Annotated in this window: 19 protein-coding genes and 1 tRNA gene; 16 read left to right on the plus strand and 4 right to left on the minus strand. The window is 53.6% G+C overall.

What is annotated here, in order from left to right:
* Nucleotides 1–216: 216 nt before the first annotated feature.
* The 11 genes from LQ215_RS06430 (at nucleotide 217) to LQ215_RS06480 (ending at nucleotide 10,827) form a co-directional block, all read left to right on the plus strand.
* Nucleotides 217–2,274 (plus strand): methyl-accepting chemotaxis protein, encoded by a 2,058-nt coding sequence (locus LQ215_RS06430; RefSeq protein ID WP_230148070.1) that lies wholly within the window; start codon nucleotides 217–219, stop codon nucleotides 2,272–2,274.
* Between the two features lie 103 nt (nucleotides 2,275–2,377).
* Nucleotides 2,378–2,454, plus strand: a tRNA-Met gene (locus tag LQ215_RS06435).
* A 166-nt stretch (nucleotides 2,455–2,620) separates the two neighbouring features.
* Nucleotides 2,621–3,862, plus strand: a complete 1,242-nt coding sequence (locus tag LQ215_RS06440; protein WP_042956440.1) for a tyrosine-type recombinase/integrase — start codon at nucleotides 2,621–2,623, stop codon at nucleotides 3,860–3,862.
* Between the two features lie 279 nt (nucleotides 3,863–4,141).
* The gene (locus LQ215_RS06445) at nucleotides 4,142–4,981 is read left to right on the plus strand and encodes a hypothetical protein (RefSeq protein ID WP_042956439.1); all 840 of its coding nucleotides are present in this window, start codon (nucleotides 4,142–4,144) and stop codon (nucleotides 4,979–4,981) included.
* Nucleotides 4,982–5,071: 90 nt separating this feature from the next.
* Nucleotides 5,072–5,353, plus strand: coding sequence for a helix-turn-helix transcriptional regulator (locus tag LQ215_RS06450; RefSeq protein WP_042956438.1), 282 nt, complete (start codon nucleotides 5,072–5,074; stop codon nucleotides 5,351–5,353).
* Nucleotides 5,350–5,655 carry a hypothetical protein gene (locus LQ215_RS06455; RefSeq protein WP_230148072.1) on the plus strand — a complete coding sequence of 102 codons (306 nt, stop codon included), beginning with the start codon at nucleotides 5,350–5,352 and terminating at the stop codon, nucleotides 5,653–5,655. Before LQ215_RS06450 ends, LQ215_RS06455 begins: the two co-directional genes overlap by 4 nt.
* A 531-nt stretch (nucleotides 5,656–6,186) precedes the next feature.
* Nucleotides 6,187–6,477, plus strand: a complete 291-nt coding sequence (locus LQ215_RS06460) for a hypothetical protein (protein WP_230148074.1) — start codon at nucleotides 6,187–6,189, stop codon at nucleotides 6,475–6,477.
* A complete protein-coding gene (locus LQ215_RS06465; protein ID WP_010457913.1) occupies nucleotides 6,474–6,743 on the plus strand; it encodes a DUF3077 domain-containing protein in 270 nt (89 codons plus the stop codon). The genes LQ215_RS06460 and LQ215_RS06465 overlap by 4 nt, the downstream gene beginning before the upstream one ends.
* Entirely contained in the window at nucleotides 6,740–9,634 is a 2,895-nt protein-coding gene (locus tag LQ215_RS06470; protein ID WP_230148076.1) for a DUF927 domain-containing protein, read from the plus strand. The genes LQ215_RS06465 and LQ215_RS06470 overlap by 4 nt, the downstream gene beginning before the upstream one ends.
* Before the next feature lie 96 nt (nucleotides 9,635–9,730).
* Entirely contained in the window at nucleotides 9,731–10,573 is an 843-nt protein-coding gene (locus LQ215_RS06475; protein WP_230148078.1) for a chromosome segregation protein SMC, read from the plus strand.
* Between the two features lie 65 nt (nucleotides 10,574–10,638).
* On the plus strand, nucleotides 10,639–10,827 hold the full coding sequence (locus tag LQ215_RS06480) for a hypothetical protein (RefSeq protein WP_230148080.1): 189 nt from the start codon (nucleotides 10,639–10,641) through the stop codon (nucleotides 10,825–10,827).
* An 83-nt stretch (nucleotides 10,828–10,910) separates the two neighbouring features.
* On the opposite strand, the gene LQ215_RS06485 is transcribed toward LQ215_RS06480, so the two are convergent.
* From LQ215_RS06485 to LQ215_RS06500, 4 genes are all read right to left on the minus strand, one after another.
* Complete coding sequence (locus LQ215_RS06485) at nucleotides 10,911–11,138, minus strand: hypothetical protein (RefSeq protein ID WP_230148081.1); 228 nt, start codon at nucleotides 11,136–11,138, stop codon at nucleotides 10,911–10,913.
* A gap of 246 nt (nucleotides 11,139–11,384) precedes the next feature.
* The gene (locus tag LQ215_RS06490; RefSeq protein ID WP_230148083.1) at nucleotides 11,385–12,170 is read right to left on the minus strand and encodes a DUF3825 domain-containing protein; all 786 of its coding nucleotides are present in this window, start codon (nucleotides 12,168–12,170) and stop codon (nucleotides 11,385–11,387) included.
* A 115-nt stretch (nucleotides 12,171–12,285) separates the two neighbouring features.
* Nucleotides 12,286–13,578 (minus strand): hypothetical protein, encoded by a 1,293-nt coding sequence (locus LQ215_RS06495; protein WP_230148085.1) that lies wholly within the window; start codon nucleotides 13,576–13,578, stop codon nucleotides 12,286–12,288.
* Between the two features lie 5 nt (nucleotides 13,579–13,583).
* Entirely contained in the window at nucleotides 13,584–14,702 is a 1,119-nt protein-coding gene (locus LQ215_RS06500; protein ID WP_230148087.1) for a nucleoid-associated protein, read from the minus strand.
* A gap of 570 nt (nucleotides 14,703–15,272) precedes the next feature.
* On the opposite strand from LQ215_RS06500, the gene LQ215_RS06505 reads away from it, so the two are divergent.
* The 5 genes from LQ215_RS06505 (at nucleotide 15,273) to LQ215_RS06525 (ending at nucleotide 18,077) form a co-directional block, all read left to right on the plus strand.
* Nucleotides 15,273–15,911, plus strand: a complete 639-nt coding sequence (locus tag LQ215_RS06505; protein WP_230148088.1) for a hypothetical protein — start codon at nucleotides 15,273–15,275, stop codon at nucleotides 15,909–15,911.
* Nucleotides 15,912–16,182: 271 nt separating this feature from the next.
* Entirely contained in the window at nucleotides 16,183–16,497 is a 315-nt protein-coding gene (locus LQ215_RS06510) for a hypothetical protein (protein ID WP_230148090.1), read from the plus strand.
* Nucleotides 16,498–16,547: 50 nt separating this feature from the next.
* On the plus strand, nucleotides 16,548–16,823 hold the full coding sequence (locus LQ215_RS06515) for a hypothetical protein (protein WP_230148092.1): 276 nt from the start codon (nucleotides 16,548–16,550) through the stop codon (nucleotides 16,821–16,823).
* On the plus strand, nucleotides 16,816–17,616 hold the full coding sequence (locus LQ215_RS06520) for a hypothetical protein (protein ID WP_230148094.1): 801 nt from the start codon (nucleotides 16,816–16,818) through the stop codon (nucleotides 17,614–17,616). The genes LQ215_RS06515 and LQ215_RS06520 overlap by 8 nt, the downstream gene beginning before the upstream one ends.
* 167 nt (nucleotides 17,617–17,783) lie before the next feature.
* Complete coding sequence (locus tag LQ215_RS06525) at nucleotides 17,784–18,077, plus strand: hypothetical protein (RefSeq protein ID WP_230148096.1); 294 nt, start codon at nucleotides 17,784–17,786, stop codon at nucleotides 18,075–18,077.

The raw sequence follows: 18,077 nt of genomic DNA on the forward strand, positions 1-18,077 counted from the left end.
AGGTGATAGCCCAACGCCATGGTCTGAATCTTGCCTTGTTAATGGCCTACAACGCGGCTCCTTACAAAGGGGACCGAGAATGGGAAGTTTCGCTACAGAGCTGGCCTACCGAGCCGATTTGGACAAACTTTCGAAGCCTTTTAAAAGGGCACCTGTTTCGGCACTTGTGTAGAAAGCGCACAAAAACAGTGCAAGGGTGTTCAGGGGAGTATGGGCATGCAGGCTTTTTTATCACCGGGAATCAGGTTGTTGGGGCATTTCGGCTTCGCCCGCAAATTCCAGCTGCTGTTTCTGCTTTTTATCCTGCCGCTCATGGGCAGCCTGTGGCTCATCGGCCAGGACTATCGCGACAAACTCAGCCTGATTTCCGGGGAACGCGCCGGGGTGCGCCAATTGCTGGCCCTGGATAACCTGGACAATCTGCTGACCGCCCAGCGCAACCGCGCGGCGCGCTGGCGTGCCACCGAAACCAATCGGCAGCCGACACCCGCAACGCTGGCCGCCATGGCGGCATACGATGCAGTGCAACCGGCCCTTACCCAGGCCGCCACGGATCTGGGCAACACCCTGCAAACCGAAGGAGCCGAAGCCGATACCCTCGCGCGCTATCAAGCCCTGCAAACCAGCCTCAACGGTCTGGATTCGAAAAGCCTGGGCAGCGTGGGCTGGTGGCCGGATGGCTACGACCGCTTCACCGCCGCCCTCAGCGCCCTGCAAGCCTTGCGCGAGCAGATGGTCATGGACAACCGCCTGACACTCGCCTCCTGGTTGGAGACGTATTTGCTGACGCAGATTTCCACCCAGCAGACGCCGGACCTGATCGAACGGGTCGGTCGCCTGGCCAGCGTTGGACAGGCCTCCGTGGTATCAGGTCAGTTCACGTTGCAGAGTCGCTTGCAACTGCGGGACCTGCGCAGCCGTATCGGCGACGCCCGGGACCAACTGGTCAAGACCGGAGCGCTGCTGGAAACCCGCCTGCCCAGCGATCTGCAAACCTGGGCCGGACAATACCAGGGCAGCCTCAAGCACCTGGATGCCGGCCTGAAAGTGTTGGATGACGGCGTGTTCGGCGGTTCCATCAATCTCAAGCCCGAAGACTTCGAGAAACACATGGACGCCCTCCTCGCCGACCTGGCGACCCTGCGGCAACAGTCACTGGTGGCACTGGATACGCGACTGGACCATTACCACGGTTCGGCGATTCGCCAGTTCACCCTGGTAGCGCTGGTACTGGGCTGCCTGCTGCTGGCGGCGCTGTACCTTTTTGTTTGCCTGCAAGCGTCGATCCGGCGCAGCGCCAGCGGCATCACCCTGCTGGCCGAAGCCCTGCGCGACGGCAATCTCAGCCTGCAAGTGCCGGTAGAGGGGCGCGATGAACTGGCGGCCATCAGCACCGCCCTCAACGTCGCCGTGGTGCAGTTGCGCAACAGCCTGCTGGGGGTGGACCACGAGACATTGCAATTGAGCAATGCCGTGCGCACCCTCAATACCCACTCCAGCGGCGCGTTGGGAGAAGTCGAGGCCCAGCAGCTGCAGATCAGCCAGATCGCTGCCGCCGCGACACAACTGGCCGCCACCTCCCAGGGTGTGGCGAAGAGTTGTGAACAGGCTTCCGATAGCGCCCAGCAGACCCGCCGCATCGCCACCGACAGCAGCCGCGACAGCCAACGCACCACGGCGAGCATCCAGCAGCTCAACCAGCGCCTCAACGAAACCGCCGCCGCACTGGGACGGGTCAGCGAACAGGGGCAACAGATCCAACTGGTGGTCGATACCATTCGTGGCGTGGCCGAGCAGACCAATCTTTTGGCCCTCAATGCCGCCATCGAAGCCGCTCGTGCCGGGGAACAGGGCCGTGGTTTCGCGGTGGTGGCCGACGAGGTACGCAGCCTGTCGCAACGCACCCAATCCTCCACGCAACAGATTGCCGCCACCGTCGACAGCCTGCGCGCCACGGTCAACGAAGCCGTCAGCCTGATGGAAGCCGCCTGCGGCCAGGCCCAGACCGACGCCCAAGCAGTCACCGGCCTTGGCGAACGGCTGGGAGAAATTGCCAGCGCAGTGCAAAGCGTCACCGACACCCTGGCGCAAATCGCCACCGCCGTGGATGAACAAGCCAGCACCGCTGACGAGGTCAGCGGCAATATCCAGCAGGTCGACCAGGCAGCGATGCGTTTGCTCGAAGGTGCAAGGGCCGTGAACCTGGCGGCGGATACCTTGAGCCAGGGCAGCCAGGCCTTGAGCGCCAACACAGGGAGATTTCAGCTCGGTTGATAGCGATTTGCGGCGAGGATTGTTAAGCGGTTGAAAGCGCAGAGAAATATTTCAGATTTACGCTTGACACATCTTCGTTACCGGCGAATAATGCGCGCCACTTGGCTACATAGCTCAGTTGGTTAGAGCATAGCATTCATAATGCTGGGGTCCGGGGTTCAAGTCCCTGTGTAGCCACCAAGTACCGATCCATAGATGTCTACAGCAGTCTATGAATCACCTCAAGAAGCCCGCCTAGTGCGGGCTTTCTTGTTTCTGGCTGTCCACCTCTATCTACCCCTATCCTTCCCCACCGTGTATGCCCACGTGTATGCTTCAGAACTAATTGAACTGGAGGCATACACGGATGAAACGCGCCGATATCAAGCGACGCCCTCTCGCTGATACAACACTTTCCAGCCTGGAGCCTGAGGCCGGGGCATACCGCGAACTAGACAGCCCTGGGCTGTATTTCAGGGTCAAACCAAACGGCCAGAAATCTTGGGAATTACGCTACAAGAAACCGGACGGCAAATGGTCTTGGCTAGGTCTCGGCGGCTATCCAGAAGTAAGCGGCGCCTTCGCTCGGCAGAAAGCGGCAGAGCTGCGAGCTGACGCCTCAGAGGGCAAGAACCCAATCATCTCCAAGAAGGCTCGTCAGGCGGCTGACATTGACGCAGCCAATGACACATTTGAAGCACTAGCCAGGGAATGGCATACGTCTCGCCTCAGCGGCTGGGATGCTGGGACTGCCAAAAGGATACTCGGCGCACTCGAACGCCACGTGTTCCCCTCGCTAGGTAAACGCCCCTATACCTCGATCATGTCTATGGAGTGGATGGAACTATTGAGAGGACTTGAGCGCCAGGGGATTTTGGAACAGATGAGCCGCGTGAGGGCTTACTGCAAAGATATCTATGACCTGGCTCGCGTAACCGGCAGAGCCGTCAACAATCCCTTGGAGGGCGTGCATAAGTTTCTGTCATCGGGAAAGGCAGAGAACTACGCTCATGTCTCACCTGACGAGCTCCCTCAGTTACTCAGAGCGATACGTTCCTATCCGCATGCCAAAGATGTTCAGCTTGGCCTGCGGCTGTTGACCCTGATGGCAGTCCGTCCCAGCGAACTTCGCGAAGCTCATTGGTTGGAGTTCGACTTCGACAAAAAACTGTGGACAGTGCCTGTCGAACGCAAGGGACGTAAAAAAGGCCGCGAACATCTGGTGCCGCTATGCACTCAGGCCGTAGATGCCCTTTTGGAGCTTCGGCAACTTACCGGGGCATACCCTCTTCTGTTTCCAGGAAGAAGTGATCGCACCAAACCCCGAAGCGACACCGTATTTCTCATGGCGCTCAGGCGCCTTGGTTACGAAGGCCGCCAGACCGGTCATGGCTTCCGCCACATCGCCAGCACCATCCTCAATGAGCATGGTTACCCCGCTGACCATATCGAGGCCCAACTCAGTCACAAGGCACAAGGTGTCCGAGGGATTTACAACAAAGCCCAGTACCTTGAACAGCGCACAAAGATGATGCAGTGGTATGCGGATCATCTTGATGCACTTGAAGCCGGAAATGTTATTCAAGGTCAGTTCGGTAAGGCTGTATGAGCACCTACCATACCCCCGAGAAAATCCATGTTACGGGTGTTACTCGTGTAACTAACCCCGCCAGACGCCCATTTTCATTGGCTCTCACGCCTGTTACACGCCCGCGCAAACATCCGTACACCGCGTGTGACACTGCCTCAATGTGTAACGCGTCTATCCCCCCTAACTCACTGCGGGCTGACGTTAGACGTGTCTGGTCATCGAGCGACTCACGCTGGTTTCACTTGCGGCACACAGGGCGCGGGATGAAGCGCGACACAACGCCTGAGGCGCTCGGCCATGGCTGATCATCAATTACTAGTAGATTCCGCATTTACCTCGGGGCTAATGAGTTTTCTCTCGGCACAGCCGCTATACGAGCTCTGCCGTGAACAGATTCATGACGTGTGCTATTTGATCGAACAATGCTGCCTTCGCGTTCGCGACGACAGCAACGACTTCGATCCCAGCAGTCTCTGCATCAAGACGACAATGCATGAAGAGGCAATTTTTCAGTATGCCTCCACCGATACCAGAGCACGTCTCGCCCACTGGGTTCGTCAATACGGCGAGTGTGGTACGGCTTCGGATCGCGATGCCCACGCAGCCTACATCATGGCTTGTGCTGTGAAGGCGCTGGGGGAGCTAAACGACTGGATGCAGACAACAGATCAAAAGGCTTGGTCTCATCTTTCAGAGCCTCCGACCGACTGGCCGAGGGAACTCTACTGTCAGTTTGTAGAGATACAGGCCAATCCAGATGAGCGCATTGAAGCGCTCGATCAGTACGTCCTTCACCTGGAGCCCATCATATCCCTGCCCTGCTTGATTGATGATGAACTGACGCCCGTCGCTGATCGAGCGAGCAAGAATGCGACTCGCAAAAAAGGCGGCATCATCAGCGGTATGGAGCGTAGCAAGGACACCAGTGCCCGAGATGCTGCAATTGTTAAGCAAGGCATGCACTACCTGGCGAAAGGCATGCCGGAGCGAAACATCCCAACCGCCGTGCATGCTTGGCTGGAACGTGAAGTTGCTAGACCGCTAAAACAGCGTCCCGAGTGGATCGCCCTCGAAACGGAAAAGGCACTCACGCGCAAAAGCGTAGAGGCCATTCTCAAACGCAATTTCGTTCTGTAACTGAAATTTCAATTGGAAGTGAACTGCTCACCGCACTTCACCGCCTAGATCATTGCTCTCGTCAGTCCAAACCAATCGAGAGCAATACCTATGAGTACCTCAATTACCGGCCTTTCCCGCAAGGCTCCTGCAAATTCCCCCTCGCTGTTTGATGCCACCTCGACGTTGATCCGCATGCGCGAAGTCGAAGGCATCGTGGGGATGAAGCGGTCCACCATCTACAAGCTGATGCAGCGTCCTGACTGTGGCTTTCCTCAGCCCGTCAAACTGAGCAACAGCAATGCTCGCGGTGCGCCGGTCGCCTGGGTTTTGTCTGAAGTCCAACAATGGGCACGCAGCCGCATTGAGGCTCGTGATCAGGTGGCCGCATGAGCCGCAAGATCGCCAACGAAGCCCTGATGCACCCGTTCTCTATTCTTCGTCAGATCGGCTTCCCGCCTCGCCTCATGCAACGCCTGGAGCGCTACCGCAGCCAGCAGGACAAACAAGGTCGTGTGGTCGCCGTGCTCTGTTGGGCCGACGGTACCTGGTGCGCATTGTCAGTTCCCTGCGAAGCGCCTCGAGCAATCATCGTTGACGAAGGCCAACAAATCGACGCCTACGAAGATGCACGCGCCTGCCTAGATGGCGACCTCTTACCCTTTGTTTCCCTGCGCTGGGAAGTCAATGCCTGAAACGAAAACGCCTCCGGGGGCGATCCGGAGGCGTTGAGGTAAATCTACATGCCCGAACAATTTATGCCACACCCAAAAATTCCGCAAGCCACCCGCGCAGTTGCGCTTTCGAAAAACGGACGTTACTCTTTGGTCGTCGCTGCAAATTCAGCGACCGGGTTTGGCGACCCGGATAGAAAAGGCGCACAGGCGCCCCCATTACGATTGCAGGCGCTTTTTTTATGCCCGCATTCCTATTTTATGGTGGCTGTGCGTGGGAGACCTTCGGGTCTGCCGGGTCCCTTTTCCCCGGTTCGCCAACCTGCGCACAGCTGCCACCCTAATTCGTTTGGCGACGATCCGTGGCAGCTCCTACACAGAAAAGGAGCTACACCCTATGCACGCCCTCAGCTCGTCCAAAATTCGCGCCGCTGCACACCGTGCAATGGCTCTCGCCGCTCTACACGCCAACTCCAGCCTCGCTACTCGTCTTGCCCGTTACAACGCCCATATGGTCAAAGCTCGCGCTCTCGAAGCCGCAGGCGGTGCCCAATGAACGGCTCCCTCAGCTTCGCCTTGCCTGAAGACCTGCTCTGCGTCAGCAAAGACATCGAAAAGGGTGTCCCTGTTGATGCAATCACCTGTGCAATCAGCCGCGCAGAATCCGTACTGATGTTGCTTGAGGACCATTTCGAAAGCGAAAGCGACAGACCACGCCTAGCCAATCACGTCCTGGCCGCTGTTATTTGGGATGTCCGGGGCACCCTGGGACTGATCAAAACCCTGACCCTTCACGGTGACACCACGTCTGTTCCGATGGATCAGAAAGGCGGTGCCCTATGAGCGCTCACACCACACTAGGCCGAGCGTCGTTTTTCAATAAAACCTCCGGCCGGGGCGTGTTTCGGGTGAATGCGGGCATTCCCATTGAGGACGCACTCGAAACGGTTTCGCTCCTTCAGCACTACGCCAATCAACTCTCCCTCGATGCCGCCATGAGCGATAAGGGCGAGCGCTACAGCTGGTGCGCGCTTTACCTGGGCGAAATGGCAAAAGCCCTGATCGATGACGTGAACGATGCGATGTTTATGCCGGGGGCCGATACATGACCCAGCGCATGAATAACCCAACAAAACGCCCCAGCTTCGCCGACGTGAAAAGTGCCGCACTCAAGGACATTGATCGCGTGCTGTCTCACTGGCTGCCCAATGGCAAACGGGTCGACGGCGGCAAGGAATACACCGCTCCCAATCCGACCCGCACGGACAAACGAGCCGGATCGCTTAAGGTCAACTTGAGCAAGGGCACCTGGGCGGATTTTGCTACCGGTGACAAGGGCGGCGACCTGATCGACCTGGTGCGCTACCTCGACGGAGGCACAGACGTCGAAGCCTGTAACAAGCTGGCGGACCTGCTGCACGTATCGCCAGGCGCCGCGCAATCAAAGCCCACACCGAGCAAAAGCAAAGTACCGGAATGGATCGCCATCCAGCCGATCCCGGTCGAGGCCATGAACAAGTGCCCGGCCAAGCACCGGCAACACGGTGCGCCCTCCAAGGTGTGGATCTATCGCGATGCCCAAGGCCAGTCCCTCATGGCGCTTTATCGCTTCGACCTTGGGCCGGACGAAGACGGCAAGCCAAGGAAAGTCTTTGCACCGTTGACCTGGTGCCAACGCGCCGACGGTCAAACTACTCAATGGCGTTGGCAAGGTCTGCCCGATCCGCGACCCCTTCTGCGCCTGGACGAACTATCGCAACGGCTCGATGCCCCCGTCGTACTGTGCGAAGGCGAGAAAGCCGCCGATGCCGCTGCCGAGTTGATGCCGGGCCATGTGGCGACCTGCTGGCCGAACGGTTCCAACTCTTGGCACAAGGCCGACCTGACACCGCTCAAAGGACGGTCTGTCTTGTTGTGGCCGGACAACGATTCCAGCGGTCAGAGCTGCATGGACGCCGTCGCGGAAAAGCTGCGTGACATCGGCGCCGCCTCAGTGCAAGCAATCGCCCTGGACATCTTCAAACGCAAGCCCACGCTCAAGAATGGCAAACCGACCTTTGCCAAAAGTGGTCAATGGGATGATGGCGATGATGCAGCCGACGCACTCGCCAAGGGCTGGACATCGGCCCACCTCGCCGAACTGGAGCGCACTGGCGAGCTGTTTGGCTCGGCACCCGCCCCCGCTCCGGCCGGAGAGATCGAAACAAAGGCACCACCAAAAACAAAGCGCCCCGCCAAATCAAAAAACGACCTGCTGCCCGGCGGTTTTCGCCTGACGCCGGAAGGCGTGTTTTATTCCGGCGACGACGGCGAAGCGCGGCCTGTGTGTTCGCCCCTGGAGATCCTCGCACGCACCCGTGACGACAAGGGGCATAACTGGGGCTTGCTGGTCGAGTTCGACGACCCCGACGGTCAGAAGAAACGCTGGAACATTCCAGCCCGCACCATGACCGGCGACTTTGGCAAGGACGTACTCGGCCCACTTGTGGACATGGGTCTGCGTCTGGCGGGCAGCCGCTCAGGACGCAACGCACGCAACGACCTGCAAAGCTACTTGCAGGGTTTTGACAGTGCGCAACGGGCTCGACTGGTCACCCGTCTCGGCTGGCACGGGAATGCCTTCCTATTGCCCGAACGCCAGATCGGCTCGCATGACGAACATCTGCACTTCTATGAGGCTGGGGCACAACTCCCACCGATCAGCGAGTCCGGCACGCTGGAGCAGTGGCAAGAGCAAATCGGCGCATTGTGCGTTGGCAACCATCGTTTGGCGTTCGTCGTCAGTGTGGCTTTTGCTGGACCATTGCTGAACATGCTCGGTCACGAGTCGGGCGGGTTTCACCTCTACGGTGACAGCTCCGGTGGCAAGACCACCCACCTTCAAGTCGCCGCCTCCGTCTATGGCGGGCCGCGCGTAGTACGTTCCTGGCGCTCGACAGATAACGCCCTGGAATCCATCGCCGCCGCGCACTCGGACGGGCTCCTGGTGCTGGATGAAATCGGTATGTGCGACCCGCGCATCATCGGCGAAACGGTCTACATGCTCGGCAATGGCACCGGCAAGGCTCGCGCCAATGATCGAGGACAAGCGGGCCGACAGGTGCAGGAGTGGCGCTTGTTGTTTCTCTCGACCGGCGAGAAGACTTTGGCGCAGCACATGGCCGAAGCCAACAAGGAGTTAAAAGCCGGTATGGAGGTACGCATGCTGGCCGTACCAGCGGATGCCAGCAAAGGCCTCGGCATGTTCGATGTACTGAGTGGTTTCGACGACGCAGCGGCCCTCTCTGACGCGCTCAAGGCTCGGGTTGCCAAATACTACGGCACGCCTCTGACTGCGTTCCTGGCGGCCCTTTGCGAGCCCGGCAAGATGCATGGATGGTCAACCATCCTCCGCCGGACTCTGGAAGGCTTCGTCGCCAAGGCTCTCCCCGCTTCGGCCAGTGGGCAGGCGCACCGAGCTGCTGCACGCTTTGGCTTGGCCGCCGCAGCCGGAGAGCTGGCGACCGCTCTCGGCATTACCGGCTGGCCCGACGGCACCGCGACCACAGCGGCACGTGTGTGCCTGAGCGCGTGGCTGAATGAGCGTGGCGGTGCCGGAAACCTTGAAGGTGATGCGATCTTGGCCCGCCTCCGCCAGATCATCGAGCGCTTTGGCGAAAGTCGCTTCACCCGCTGGGAGACCGCCGCTGCGAAGATCGATGAGCACGGGCCACGCACCATCGACCGACTGGGCTTTCGCAAAACCCTGGAGCACGGCATGGGCGACACCATGCACACCACCCACACCTACTACGTGCTGCCCGAGGCGTGGCGATCCGAGATATTCCGGGGCATGAACATCAACGCCGTGAACAAGGAACTGCTGCACCGGGGTGTGCTGGAACCTGGTAGCGATGGCAAGGCATCGAGCTTGGTTCGATTACCCGGCCTGGGCCCGCAACGCTGCTACATCGTGAAGACGATACCGGGAACGGATGAGAGCGAGGCTCGGGCTGCCTGACGGCCTCCCTACTGATCGAGGTAGCGCCGGCTCATTCCCGGCCTCGCCAGCCGCTCAACCCAACCCAACCCAAACGAATTGCACAGAGACAAGACAATGAATGAACTCAAAGAACTGACAGATCGCCGCGAACAATTAATCCTCGAAATGAAAAATGTCAAAACCGAAATGCTTCCGTTCAAGACTGCGCTGGAAAGCGCCGAGGTCATTGACCAACGCAGGAAACAAGAAGTACAGCATCAGTATGAAGAGCGAAAAAGGAAGTTTGATTCTCTGGACTTTGAGATCTATAGGTTGAATCAAAAAATCCATCGTCGTGAAAAGCTCGCGAATCACGAAACCCTGATGGCGGGCTACGTTGATGCAATGGCGACTTGGAAAGCCGACGAGCAGGAACTCAACGAAAAACGCCAGAGCCTTAGCACCCGGCTGAACCAGATTCGCCAGCAAGCGACAGATGAAATGGCAAAGGCTCGCCAAGCTGAGACAGAAGCGGCGACGGCCTATGCCCAAGCCGTAGCTTGGGGCGACGCCGAAGGTGAGAAGACAGCCAATGTCGACGCCCAAAAGGCCGCGAAAAACCTTACGACTGTAGCCGAGCAAAACCGTCGTCAGCAGCTGATTATCACGGCTCTGGAACAAGAGTTGACCACAGTCGACCAACACATCTCAGAAGCCCAACAAGAGCACACAAAAATTCAGAATGACTCGCTGTACCTCGCGACCTTGGTTCTCGAGGAGAGATGGAATGAAGCAGCTCAAGCGTTGCTTGATATCGGCGGAAAGCTTTGGGCGGCCCACCGCATGATTAACCGAGATCCTGTCGTCCTGAGAAAGCTGGACGTTCCAGAGCAAGGCGAGAACTTTGGCAGTTGGACCTCGCATGACCTTTCGGAGCGCGCGGGGCAGTACAGCGTGCAAGACGTGCTGGCCATGTAACGACCTGCCCACCTGAAACAGCCCACGTGTGTGGGCTGTTTAAACGATACCCAAGGATCAGCACTATGCACACTGTCATGCAGAACAGCCCCAGTCGTACCGAAACGCTGAAGGCAAGAAAAATCCATCTGAGCGCCCTGCTTAAGCTCATGGGCTCTCGCTGGGGGAAAAACACAGCAATACAAAATCTGACCGCCAACGCGATCAAAGCAGAGCTGAGCCTCATCGATCAGCATTTGAAACGCCGAAGCTAGGCTACCGTGGAGGCCTAGCCAGCCTCCGCTGCCCGCTCTATACGTAGTTGGTTGAGCCGACAGGTTTAACTGTTCAGTCACTCTCACGCATTGATTAAAGGGCTGCTTTCGGCCGATTGTGTTGAAAAAGTCAGTCCTTCCAGGCAGCCCTCGTACTGACTGCTGAAAATGCCTTTTTTGCGCGCAGCTACGCGAAATCTGGGCCCGAACCCTCTGCTCAATGTAAAGATTTCAATCTCAAGCGCGTACTTTTCTTCCGTGGAAACCGTGGCCGACTTTTTCAACACAGTCGGCCAATAGCGGCCATTCATGACTTTTACTTTTTGACGGCCGCAGGCCCTTCTCGGCTAACGGCAACAGGTTGTGAAGTGCCATCCATCGCCACCAACTGTCAGTCTTGGAAGCCTATTGTTTGAGCAACAACATTTATCGCCTGCTCCTAGCCGGATTAAACCGATAGCCACATGCGGGGTCTCGCCATTGATGTTTACTCAGGACTGAGCGCTAACAGAAGCAGACCGCAATTAAGGCCTGCTTCTGTTGATCGCTGATGAATCTCAAGGCACTAGCCAATCTCTATCAGGTCGCGCTACCTGCCTCGCATTGTTGTATGCCATGTCAAGTGTCAAACATGTAGCTGCTCTATAAAACCCAGAAAATCTTTCTGCAACTAAAGCTAAATCTGCTTTTGCTGGATCTGTCAACGTAAGCGGAAGCAAAAGCTGTATCGTACCTTGATAATACTGAGGTATCGCGGTTTTGTAGTTTCTTCGAACGCGTTCTACTGCTGAATCGATTGCTCCTTTCACGAGATTTTGCAGTCCATAAGGATTCATCGACTGCAACTCTGTAGGAAAGCGCTCAAGGTTATCAGCAATAATGTGTTCTACGTTTACTCTGAGTTCTTTTCTGGAATCGTATACCAAGCCAGAGGGATCGTCATAATAATGAGCCATATCCGGTAGTGCGGAAAACCTATTAAGATCCCACTCTCCCTTTCTACAAAACTTCCAAAAATGCCAATATGAGTCTCGGGTCGGCAACTTATTTTTTTGAAAAAGGATAAACACAGGCTCCTGCCTTTCGGTAATAAGCCCCAAATTGAAACACGCATACTCCTCATCCGGAGTGATTGCCACCTTTTTTTCCTCAGCAACTCTGCGATATGTATAAGTTAAGTAGTTTCGCAAAACTGGATGAGACGCAGATGAGGCAGTTGATCGATGCTCCCAATCTTCTTTTTCAACGATACTAGCCAGCTCTTCAATATTCTCATCGAATTTTGGCATAAATACAAAATCGCGAAAATGCTCGGGGAAATCATATGGTGCATTCTTTGGCATTTTTTCTCTCCTTGATTCTAAACAACCAAAAACCTTGATATATCTGCATTAAGCTATCGAAAGGTACACTGACCTCAGCTGAGTCTTCATGAATTTAATTTTCAACAAGATTAAATTACTCGAAGACAGTGTAAATAAGAGTACGTGCAAAAATCACAATCTCCTCAAAGCCATAAAAAAAATCATTTCGAAAAATGCAGAAGTGGAGCACTGTGGCAACAATTGCAGGAAACCATGAGAGAATTCTCAATACCATTAAAGAGCCCTTGAGCTTTCTCTCGTTAGCAGTTAACGCCTCTACAGAATCTTTTATATAGCTTCGTAAATCCTCTGGATATTGATGTGCTTTCTGCTGGTGAGCTGCAAACATTATAATACGAGAATGTTTGATCCGCTCATATTGCAATTTTTGTGCTGCTAAGGTTTCGGCTAACAAAGCAGAGGTTATTAAAATACCCAAAACCAAAATTGAGCTTTCTAAAACGTTTTCGGCTTTTGATATTGCAATAACGACAGCTAACGAGATCGGTATACCCAGAATTTTTCCACTGATATCGCTTACAACCTTTGACATTTGATCAGCTATTGTTAACTGCGCATTTGCCACTTCTTGCTTTGCTTTGTGAAAAGAAAAGCCACTAAGATAAGTTGATAGATTATTTCCATACAAAATCAAAAACTGCGACCAGGTAGAAATTAGGAACTTGAAACGCTCTTTTCCTCCAAGCTGGGCAGCCAAATACTCAATCAAGGTTGCGCGAAAAATAGATCGCTCTTTGAAGAGCTGTGGACTTTCATTCAAGTTACTCATTTGAAGGCTGTCGATTAGCTCGGTGCTTATCTCAAAATCTAGCAATTCGCGATCCAGATATGGATAAAGCGTTATGGCGCGCTCGCCTTTAGCTAGATCTTCTGCAACGAATACAAGTTTATACTCATCACTTGATTCCTTTTCATCGTGAAAATGTGCCAAATCAGCTAAATAAACGATAAGGCGACATAATGCATGAAGCGTTTTTATCCGATGATCGAGAGGTTCCTCAGAAGACAGGATATTTTCTTCGATTATGTAAAACTTAGTCGGAACTTGCGTACGAACTAAGCTCTTTGATCGAGCCATAAGCTGATCAAAACTTTTGAAAACGGGCACCGCGCCCGAAGTATCAAGTGTGAATGCAACTTCGATCGTTGACCATGATGAAGAAGAATTGAAGGCGGATGGATCTATATCCACACCGTCAACCAGTAACTCGTCAAACCGGCCAGCTTTCGAAATTATGAGTGCTTCAATTGCAGTGTTGATTTCTGGGTTAAAAGCAGAAGCTCTGAAATCAAATGCGTTAGCCGTCGCAAGAGCAGGACGACCAAGCAACCGATATGCCTCGGCAAACTTACTTACATCTACCATAGCAATTACTCTGGCTCGGCAGCATCTCGTTTATCCGCAATGGCTTGACGAATGACGTCAATAGCGCCTTCAGAAAGATTATTGATGATTAATTTTCGTTCTTGTTCAAAAAAACGAATTTCAGCATCCACCCCCTCACCTAAGGAATTCCGATCAAACTTCAGCTGCCAGTTGTCAGCCTTGTATATCACGTGAGTATACTTATCAAGTGTTACTTTGCTGATTGGAAACTCAACGGGAACTCCGACGGCTTCGCTATTTAGGTGCCCTGTAAACTCATTCGCTAAATCATCAGCTTGGCCTTCCATCTCTGCCGGAAAAAATTGACGAGCAATTGCCTCAACTTCCGAGAGCTTGACAGATTGTCCAGAATCTCGCTGACGCTCTAGATATCTCAAAACCTCATCTTTAAACTGAATTCTCTTGTCACGGAGATTTGGACGATCCCTGAAAAACTTAACGCTCTCAATGATAAGATTTTTCGTAGCCGCCGCTGAAGCGGTTCCTACTGCGCATCCAAGTGCTGTTACAAAATACCCCGCAGCAGATCGCCCTGCGCTTTGGCTCAAAAAGCTAAGATAATTTAGCTCTTGCTTCGCTTCATCATCCGCTGTGGCATGCTCTTGATATTTATTGAAATTAATACGAGCTGCGTGATACAGGCTACTAAGATCCAGCTCAATCAACTCTTCAGGCTCGAGATTTTCGTTAAGCCTCAGACCATCACGCTTTTTAAGCATTGCAATCAGCAAGAATCGCCCCTGACTGCTCTCATAGTCTACGAATAAGATATACCCCCCCGAAGAAGCAGTGGTTTTTTTCGCTGCGACATAGAGCTCCGCCATAGCTGACTCAGTAACTTCGAGAAAGGATTTTTCCGAAATAGCAATTTTTGAGTAGGCATCAAAGTCTTTCGGAAATTCACTCGCAGTTTTTTTTGCGAAAATCCCATAGTGAGTAGCGTTGTTTTTTTTGCCGTAAATTGATGTTGCGCCGATTATCAATTTGCTAACGGCTGGTTTGTCTTTATTAAGCACAACCTTGCGAATGTCGGAAGCTTGAATATCCTTAAATTGCTCTTTTACAAGCTCATGAACAACCGCGAAATTCACTTTTACGTCCATGATACTTCCTTGTCTGCATATTATAGTTTGAGGCCCTGAATCTACATCATGATATCAATGTGCCTCAAGGGATTTTTTTGACCTCACTGCTTCCACCCATAAACTGTATGCATATACAGCCAAAAAAACAATACTCCACGCTCCGATTCGATAGGTGGTGCTCGACTGCATTGCGGCTGCACACGTTCAGGCATGCGATCTGCGTCGATGTGGCTATTGTGGTTGGTGGGGGTGCGTCCACTATCTGAATTCACAGCCGAACACGCCCATTTTCCAGTGGCTGCTCTGGCCGTAAGCGGCCTCTCAGCAACGACCGCTCTCGGCCCAGGCTGTGTAAAAACATTTTCGAGCGCGACAGGTTCTCAAAACTGGACTGGAAATCGCGCATCTGCGCGAAATCCACATCTGCTGACGTGCCGATGAATTTCAGATTTAACGTAGACGCGCGCACTTCAATTTTGACGAAGCGTTTTTACACACTCTGGGCCACAAGCAGACGTTCAAATAGTGTACGACTCACTCCAAGAGTGTATTGATGTCGGAAGAAAACACAAAAATAGGGAGAGACTCATGGACAAGAACGATTCACCACGTGGTGCAGAACTCGCGAAAGTAATACGTTCCGGCTCTATAGGAGACGCAGCCAAGGAATATGTCGAGCTCGGGATAGATGCCTTGCTCGCCTCTGATGCTGCCAAATCAATCCCGGTCGTCAGCAGCATAGCGGGTATCTTCAGCGCGACATTGTCTATCAGGGATCACGTTTTTGGCGGCAAGCTTCTTCGTTTTCTTAGCCAGCTTTCCGAGATTTCAGAAAGCAAGCGAAACGAGATGCTGAGCAAACTTGGAGAAAACGACAAATTCGCTGGGAGAGTAGGTGAGACGATAATCGAAATCCTAGAAAGGATGGAGAGCGCGAAAAAGCCGGAGCTGGCAGCAAAATGTTTTGCGGCTTATGCCAGTGAAGACATTTCGTTTGAAGAGCTTAGCCGCATCTTATTTGCTCTTGAGCGCATTCCGTCCTTTGACATCGACAAAATAGGAAAATTTTCCAGGGCGAAAATCGAAGATGCTGTCGAAATGGATGAATCTGTTCTGCTTGCATTTGTGAACGCCGGTCTAGGAATGAACAATGGCGGCTTTGATGGTGGTGCCATTCTCCCGACCAAACTCTGCCAGCTTTTTCTGAAGGCCGGCTTGGTGGCATAGTCACGTAGCCGAAAGCAGTCGCTTATGAGTTACCGCTTTCGGCCAATTGCTGCCGGTCAGCACAGGCAGAAAGCGGCCAGAAGCGCGCTTAGGAAGGCCCAATTTTGCGGGTTCGGATGCCTTCGAAACCGGGGCGATTCATGGGATAGGTGCGAGCACGGGGAATACTTCTTAGGGGGCTGATGAGAAAGTGGATTGGCAACGGGGATATGAGCTTTTGCGCAAAGCGCAGGGTGATGCTTACCCTTGGACTGATTATTGAAGGAAAGCTGTGAAACGATTTTTTGTGATAGGCGTGATGCTTCTTGGAAGCACCGACCTAGTCCAGGCAGCCGAAAGAAAAAATTGGCATTCTTTGGATGAAGCCAATCGTTGTACTCGTCAAGGCTCGCCGGCCGACATGATGCGAAAAATCGCTGCCAAGGGCGTTCCGTACATCGTCAATGACAAGTTCAGGGCGAGAATTGTCCTGCTATCCTGGCAAGATCCTAGCAGGGAGAGAAACGTGTTCTATTACCCAACAAAAGCCCTCTGCCAAGAAATGGAAGCCATTTTTGCGCCCAAGATCGACTCTAAGTACGAATGATCAAGCAACCCTCGCCTCTGAGCGAACCAATGATAGATAGGAAAATCGCTATGGGGATTTTCAAAAGGCAACGAAAAAATTCCAGTCGTAGCGGTACTCCTCCAGCAGTGGCAACTTGGCCATTCTGGGCAAATTGGTGTGCGCTCGATCCGCTTGGTTATTGGGTTTTCTTTGAAAACAAGCCAACGCTTACAGCGGAAGGTTGGCTGCCCGATGGAGTGAAATGGGGGGAGCCGCGTGAAGCAACAGGCAATATTTCAGTCTCATGGACATCTCTGTTGTTTTCATCGCAGGGAGCGAGTTTAAGGGAAGATGCTCATGATTGACGATGACGGTGATTACGAACATGACAATGACTATGTGCCTGCGTACCTTACCCCGGATCAGATTCCCCAGTACGCACTGGGCGAGGCTCTGAAATCTCTGACGTTGTTCAGCACGGACATGAACCTTGTCAGTCAGGCGATGAATCTAACTATCGTTGATGAATTCGTGATGGCCCTGGAGTACGACTACCTCCGCGCCAAGTTCAACGAAACCTCCACCCCCTATGATTCGATCTTCCTCTCTGCTCAGTCGCAGATGTGGATTCTCAGCGTGTATGAGGTCATGCGGACGTGGATACAGAAAGCCAAGGGCTACGTCCACACAGCTAAGAACTCGGGGCTTAACCAGAAGCTTGAGAACCTGAAGCGCGACCGGGGCTACGTCAATTACACAGCCCTGCAAAGGGCTGATGAGGTTCAGGCTCTGATTGATGACCCCGCGCTTGTGAAGGCGCTAGAGGACGATCTGGCGCGTACCAATTTCCTTTTCATCCGCTTGGAAACCCTACGTGTAGCTTTGGCAAAGCACGAAGTCAGGAAGCGCCCAAATGCCATGATGATAGGTAGTACTGTGGGATATATGAACCGTGAATGTGGTTCGCTGGAATACCAGATGAACAGCGGCATGGTGATTCAGGGCAATATCTCACGTAGGGAGATTGCTGATGGAATCCGGGCGATTCCTGAATTCACGGTGCCAACTGCCGATGAAGTGAAAAGCTTTGACCATTTCATGCGCGGGCTATCAGATGACGAAGCATTGGAGCTTTTCAAAAGATTTGAGCAACCTTAATTTTTCAAAGGAATAAGGCGCTGGAACAAGCAGTTTTGCGTGCGCTTCGCTCGCTACCGCGAAAAAGTGAATTAGAGTAGGAAAAAGCCTGCCCACCAGCCCGCCCAGTCGCGGGCTTTGGCATTACCAAGGCGCGCTTTTTGCGCCTAAAAAAATAGGGGAAAACCATGAAGCTTTTAGATAATGCTCAAAACTTTCAAAGTGCGTTAAATCACTTCGATGATCTCGTCGAAGAATCCGAAAGCGATCAGGACGCCGAGAAACGGGCCTCATTGGCAGAGGGGTATGTCTCCGCTCTTCGTTACAACGGTTTGATTGAGCACAGTCAGTTTAAAGAGTTGACTGAGGCACGGGAAAAAGCGTTACGGGACTGGTACGACAGCGATCGTCGTAAAGCTCTTGTGGAAGCTCGAAAGCTTGAAGAAGAAAACAACCCATGGCCGATGCCGGATCGGTGTTAA

The organism is Pseudomonas brassicacearum, assembly GCF_918698105.1.
Classification (GTDB): domain Bacteria; phylum Pseudomonadota; class Gammaproteobacteria; order Pseudomonadales; family Pseudomonadaceae; genus Aquipseudomonas; species Aquipseudomonas brassicacearum_F.

Bases quoted from the DNA above. Each gene is read 5' to 3' on its own strand.
- LQ215_RS06430 (WP_230148070.1), top strand. From the start codon at position 217: ATGCAGGCTTTTTTATCACCGGGAATCAGGTTGTTGGGGCATTTCGGC.
- LQ215_RS06440 (WP_042956440.1), top strand. From the start codon at position 2,621: ATGAAACGCGCCGATATCAAGCGACGCCCTCTCGCTGATACAACACTT.
- LQ215_RS06445 (WP_042956439.1), top strand. From the start codon at position 4,142: ATGGCTGATCATCAATTACTAGTAGATTCCGCATTTACCTCGGGGCTA.
- LQ215_RS06450 (WP_042956438.1), top strand. From the start codon at position 5,072: ATGAGTACCTCAATTACCGGCCTTTCCCGCAAGGCTCCTGCAAATTCC.
- LQ215_RS06455 (WP_230148072.1), top strand. From the start codon at position 5,350: ATGAGCCGCAAGATCGCCAACGAAGCCCTGATGCACCCGTTCTCTATT.
- LQ215_RS06460 (WP_230148074.1), top strand. From the start codon at position 6,187: ATGAACGGCTCCCTCAGCTTCGCCTTGCCTGAAGACCTGCTCTGCGTC.
- LQ215_RS06465 (WP_010457913.1), top strand. From the start codon at position 6,474: ATGAGCGCTCACACCACACTAGGCCGAGCGTCGTTTTTCAATAAAACC.
- LQ215_RS06470 (WP_230148076.1), top strand. From the start codon at position 6,740: ATGACCCAGCGCATGAATAACCCAACAAAACGCCCCAGCTTCGCCGAC.
- LQ215_RS06475 (WP_230148078.1), top strand. From the start codon at position 9,731: ATGAATGAACTCAAAGAACTGACAGATCGCCGCGAACAATTAATCCTC.
- LQ215_RS06480 (WP_230148080.1), top strand. From the start codon at position 10,639: ATGCACACTGTCATGCAGAACAGCCCCAGTCGTACCGAAACGCTGAAG.
- LQ215_RS06485 (WP_230148081.1), bottom strand. From the start codon at position 11,138: ATGAATGGCCGCTATTGGCCGACTGTGTTGAAAAAGTCGGCCACGGTT.
- LQ215_RS06490 (WP_230148083.1), bottom strand. From the start codon at position 12,170: ATGCCAAAGAATGCACCATATGATTTCCCCGAGCATTTTCGCGATTTT.
- LQ215_RS06495 (WP_230148085.1), bottom strand. From the start codon at position 13,578: ATGGTAGATGTAAGTAAGTTTGCCGAGGCATATCGGTTGCTTGGTCGT.
- LQ215_RS06500 (WP_230148087.1), bottom strand. From the start codon at position 14,702: ATGGACGTAAAAGTGAATTTCGCGGTTGTTCATGAGCTTGTAAAAGAG.
- LQ215_RS06505 (WP_230148088.1), top strand. From the start codon at position 15,273: ATGGACAAGAACGATTCACCACGTGGTGCAGAACTCGCGAAAGTAATA.
- LQ215_RS06515 (WP_230148092.1), top strand. From the start codon at position 16,548: ATGGGGATTTTCAAAAGGCAACGAAAAAATTCCAGTCGTAGCGGTACT.
- LQ215_RS06520 (WP_230148094.1), top strand. From the start codon at position 16,816: ATGATTGACGATGACGGTGATTACGAACATGACAATGACTATGTGCCT.
- LQ215_RS06525 (WP_230148096.1), top strand. From the start codon at position 17,784: ATGAAGCTTTTAGATAATGCTCAAAACTTTCAAAGTGCGTTAAATCAC.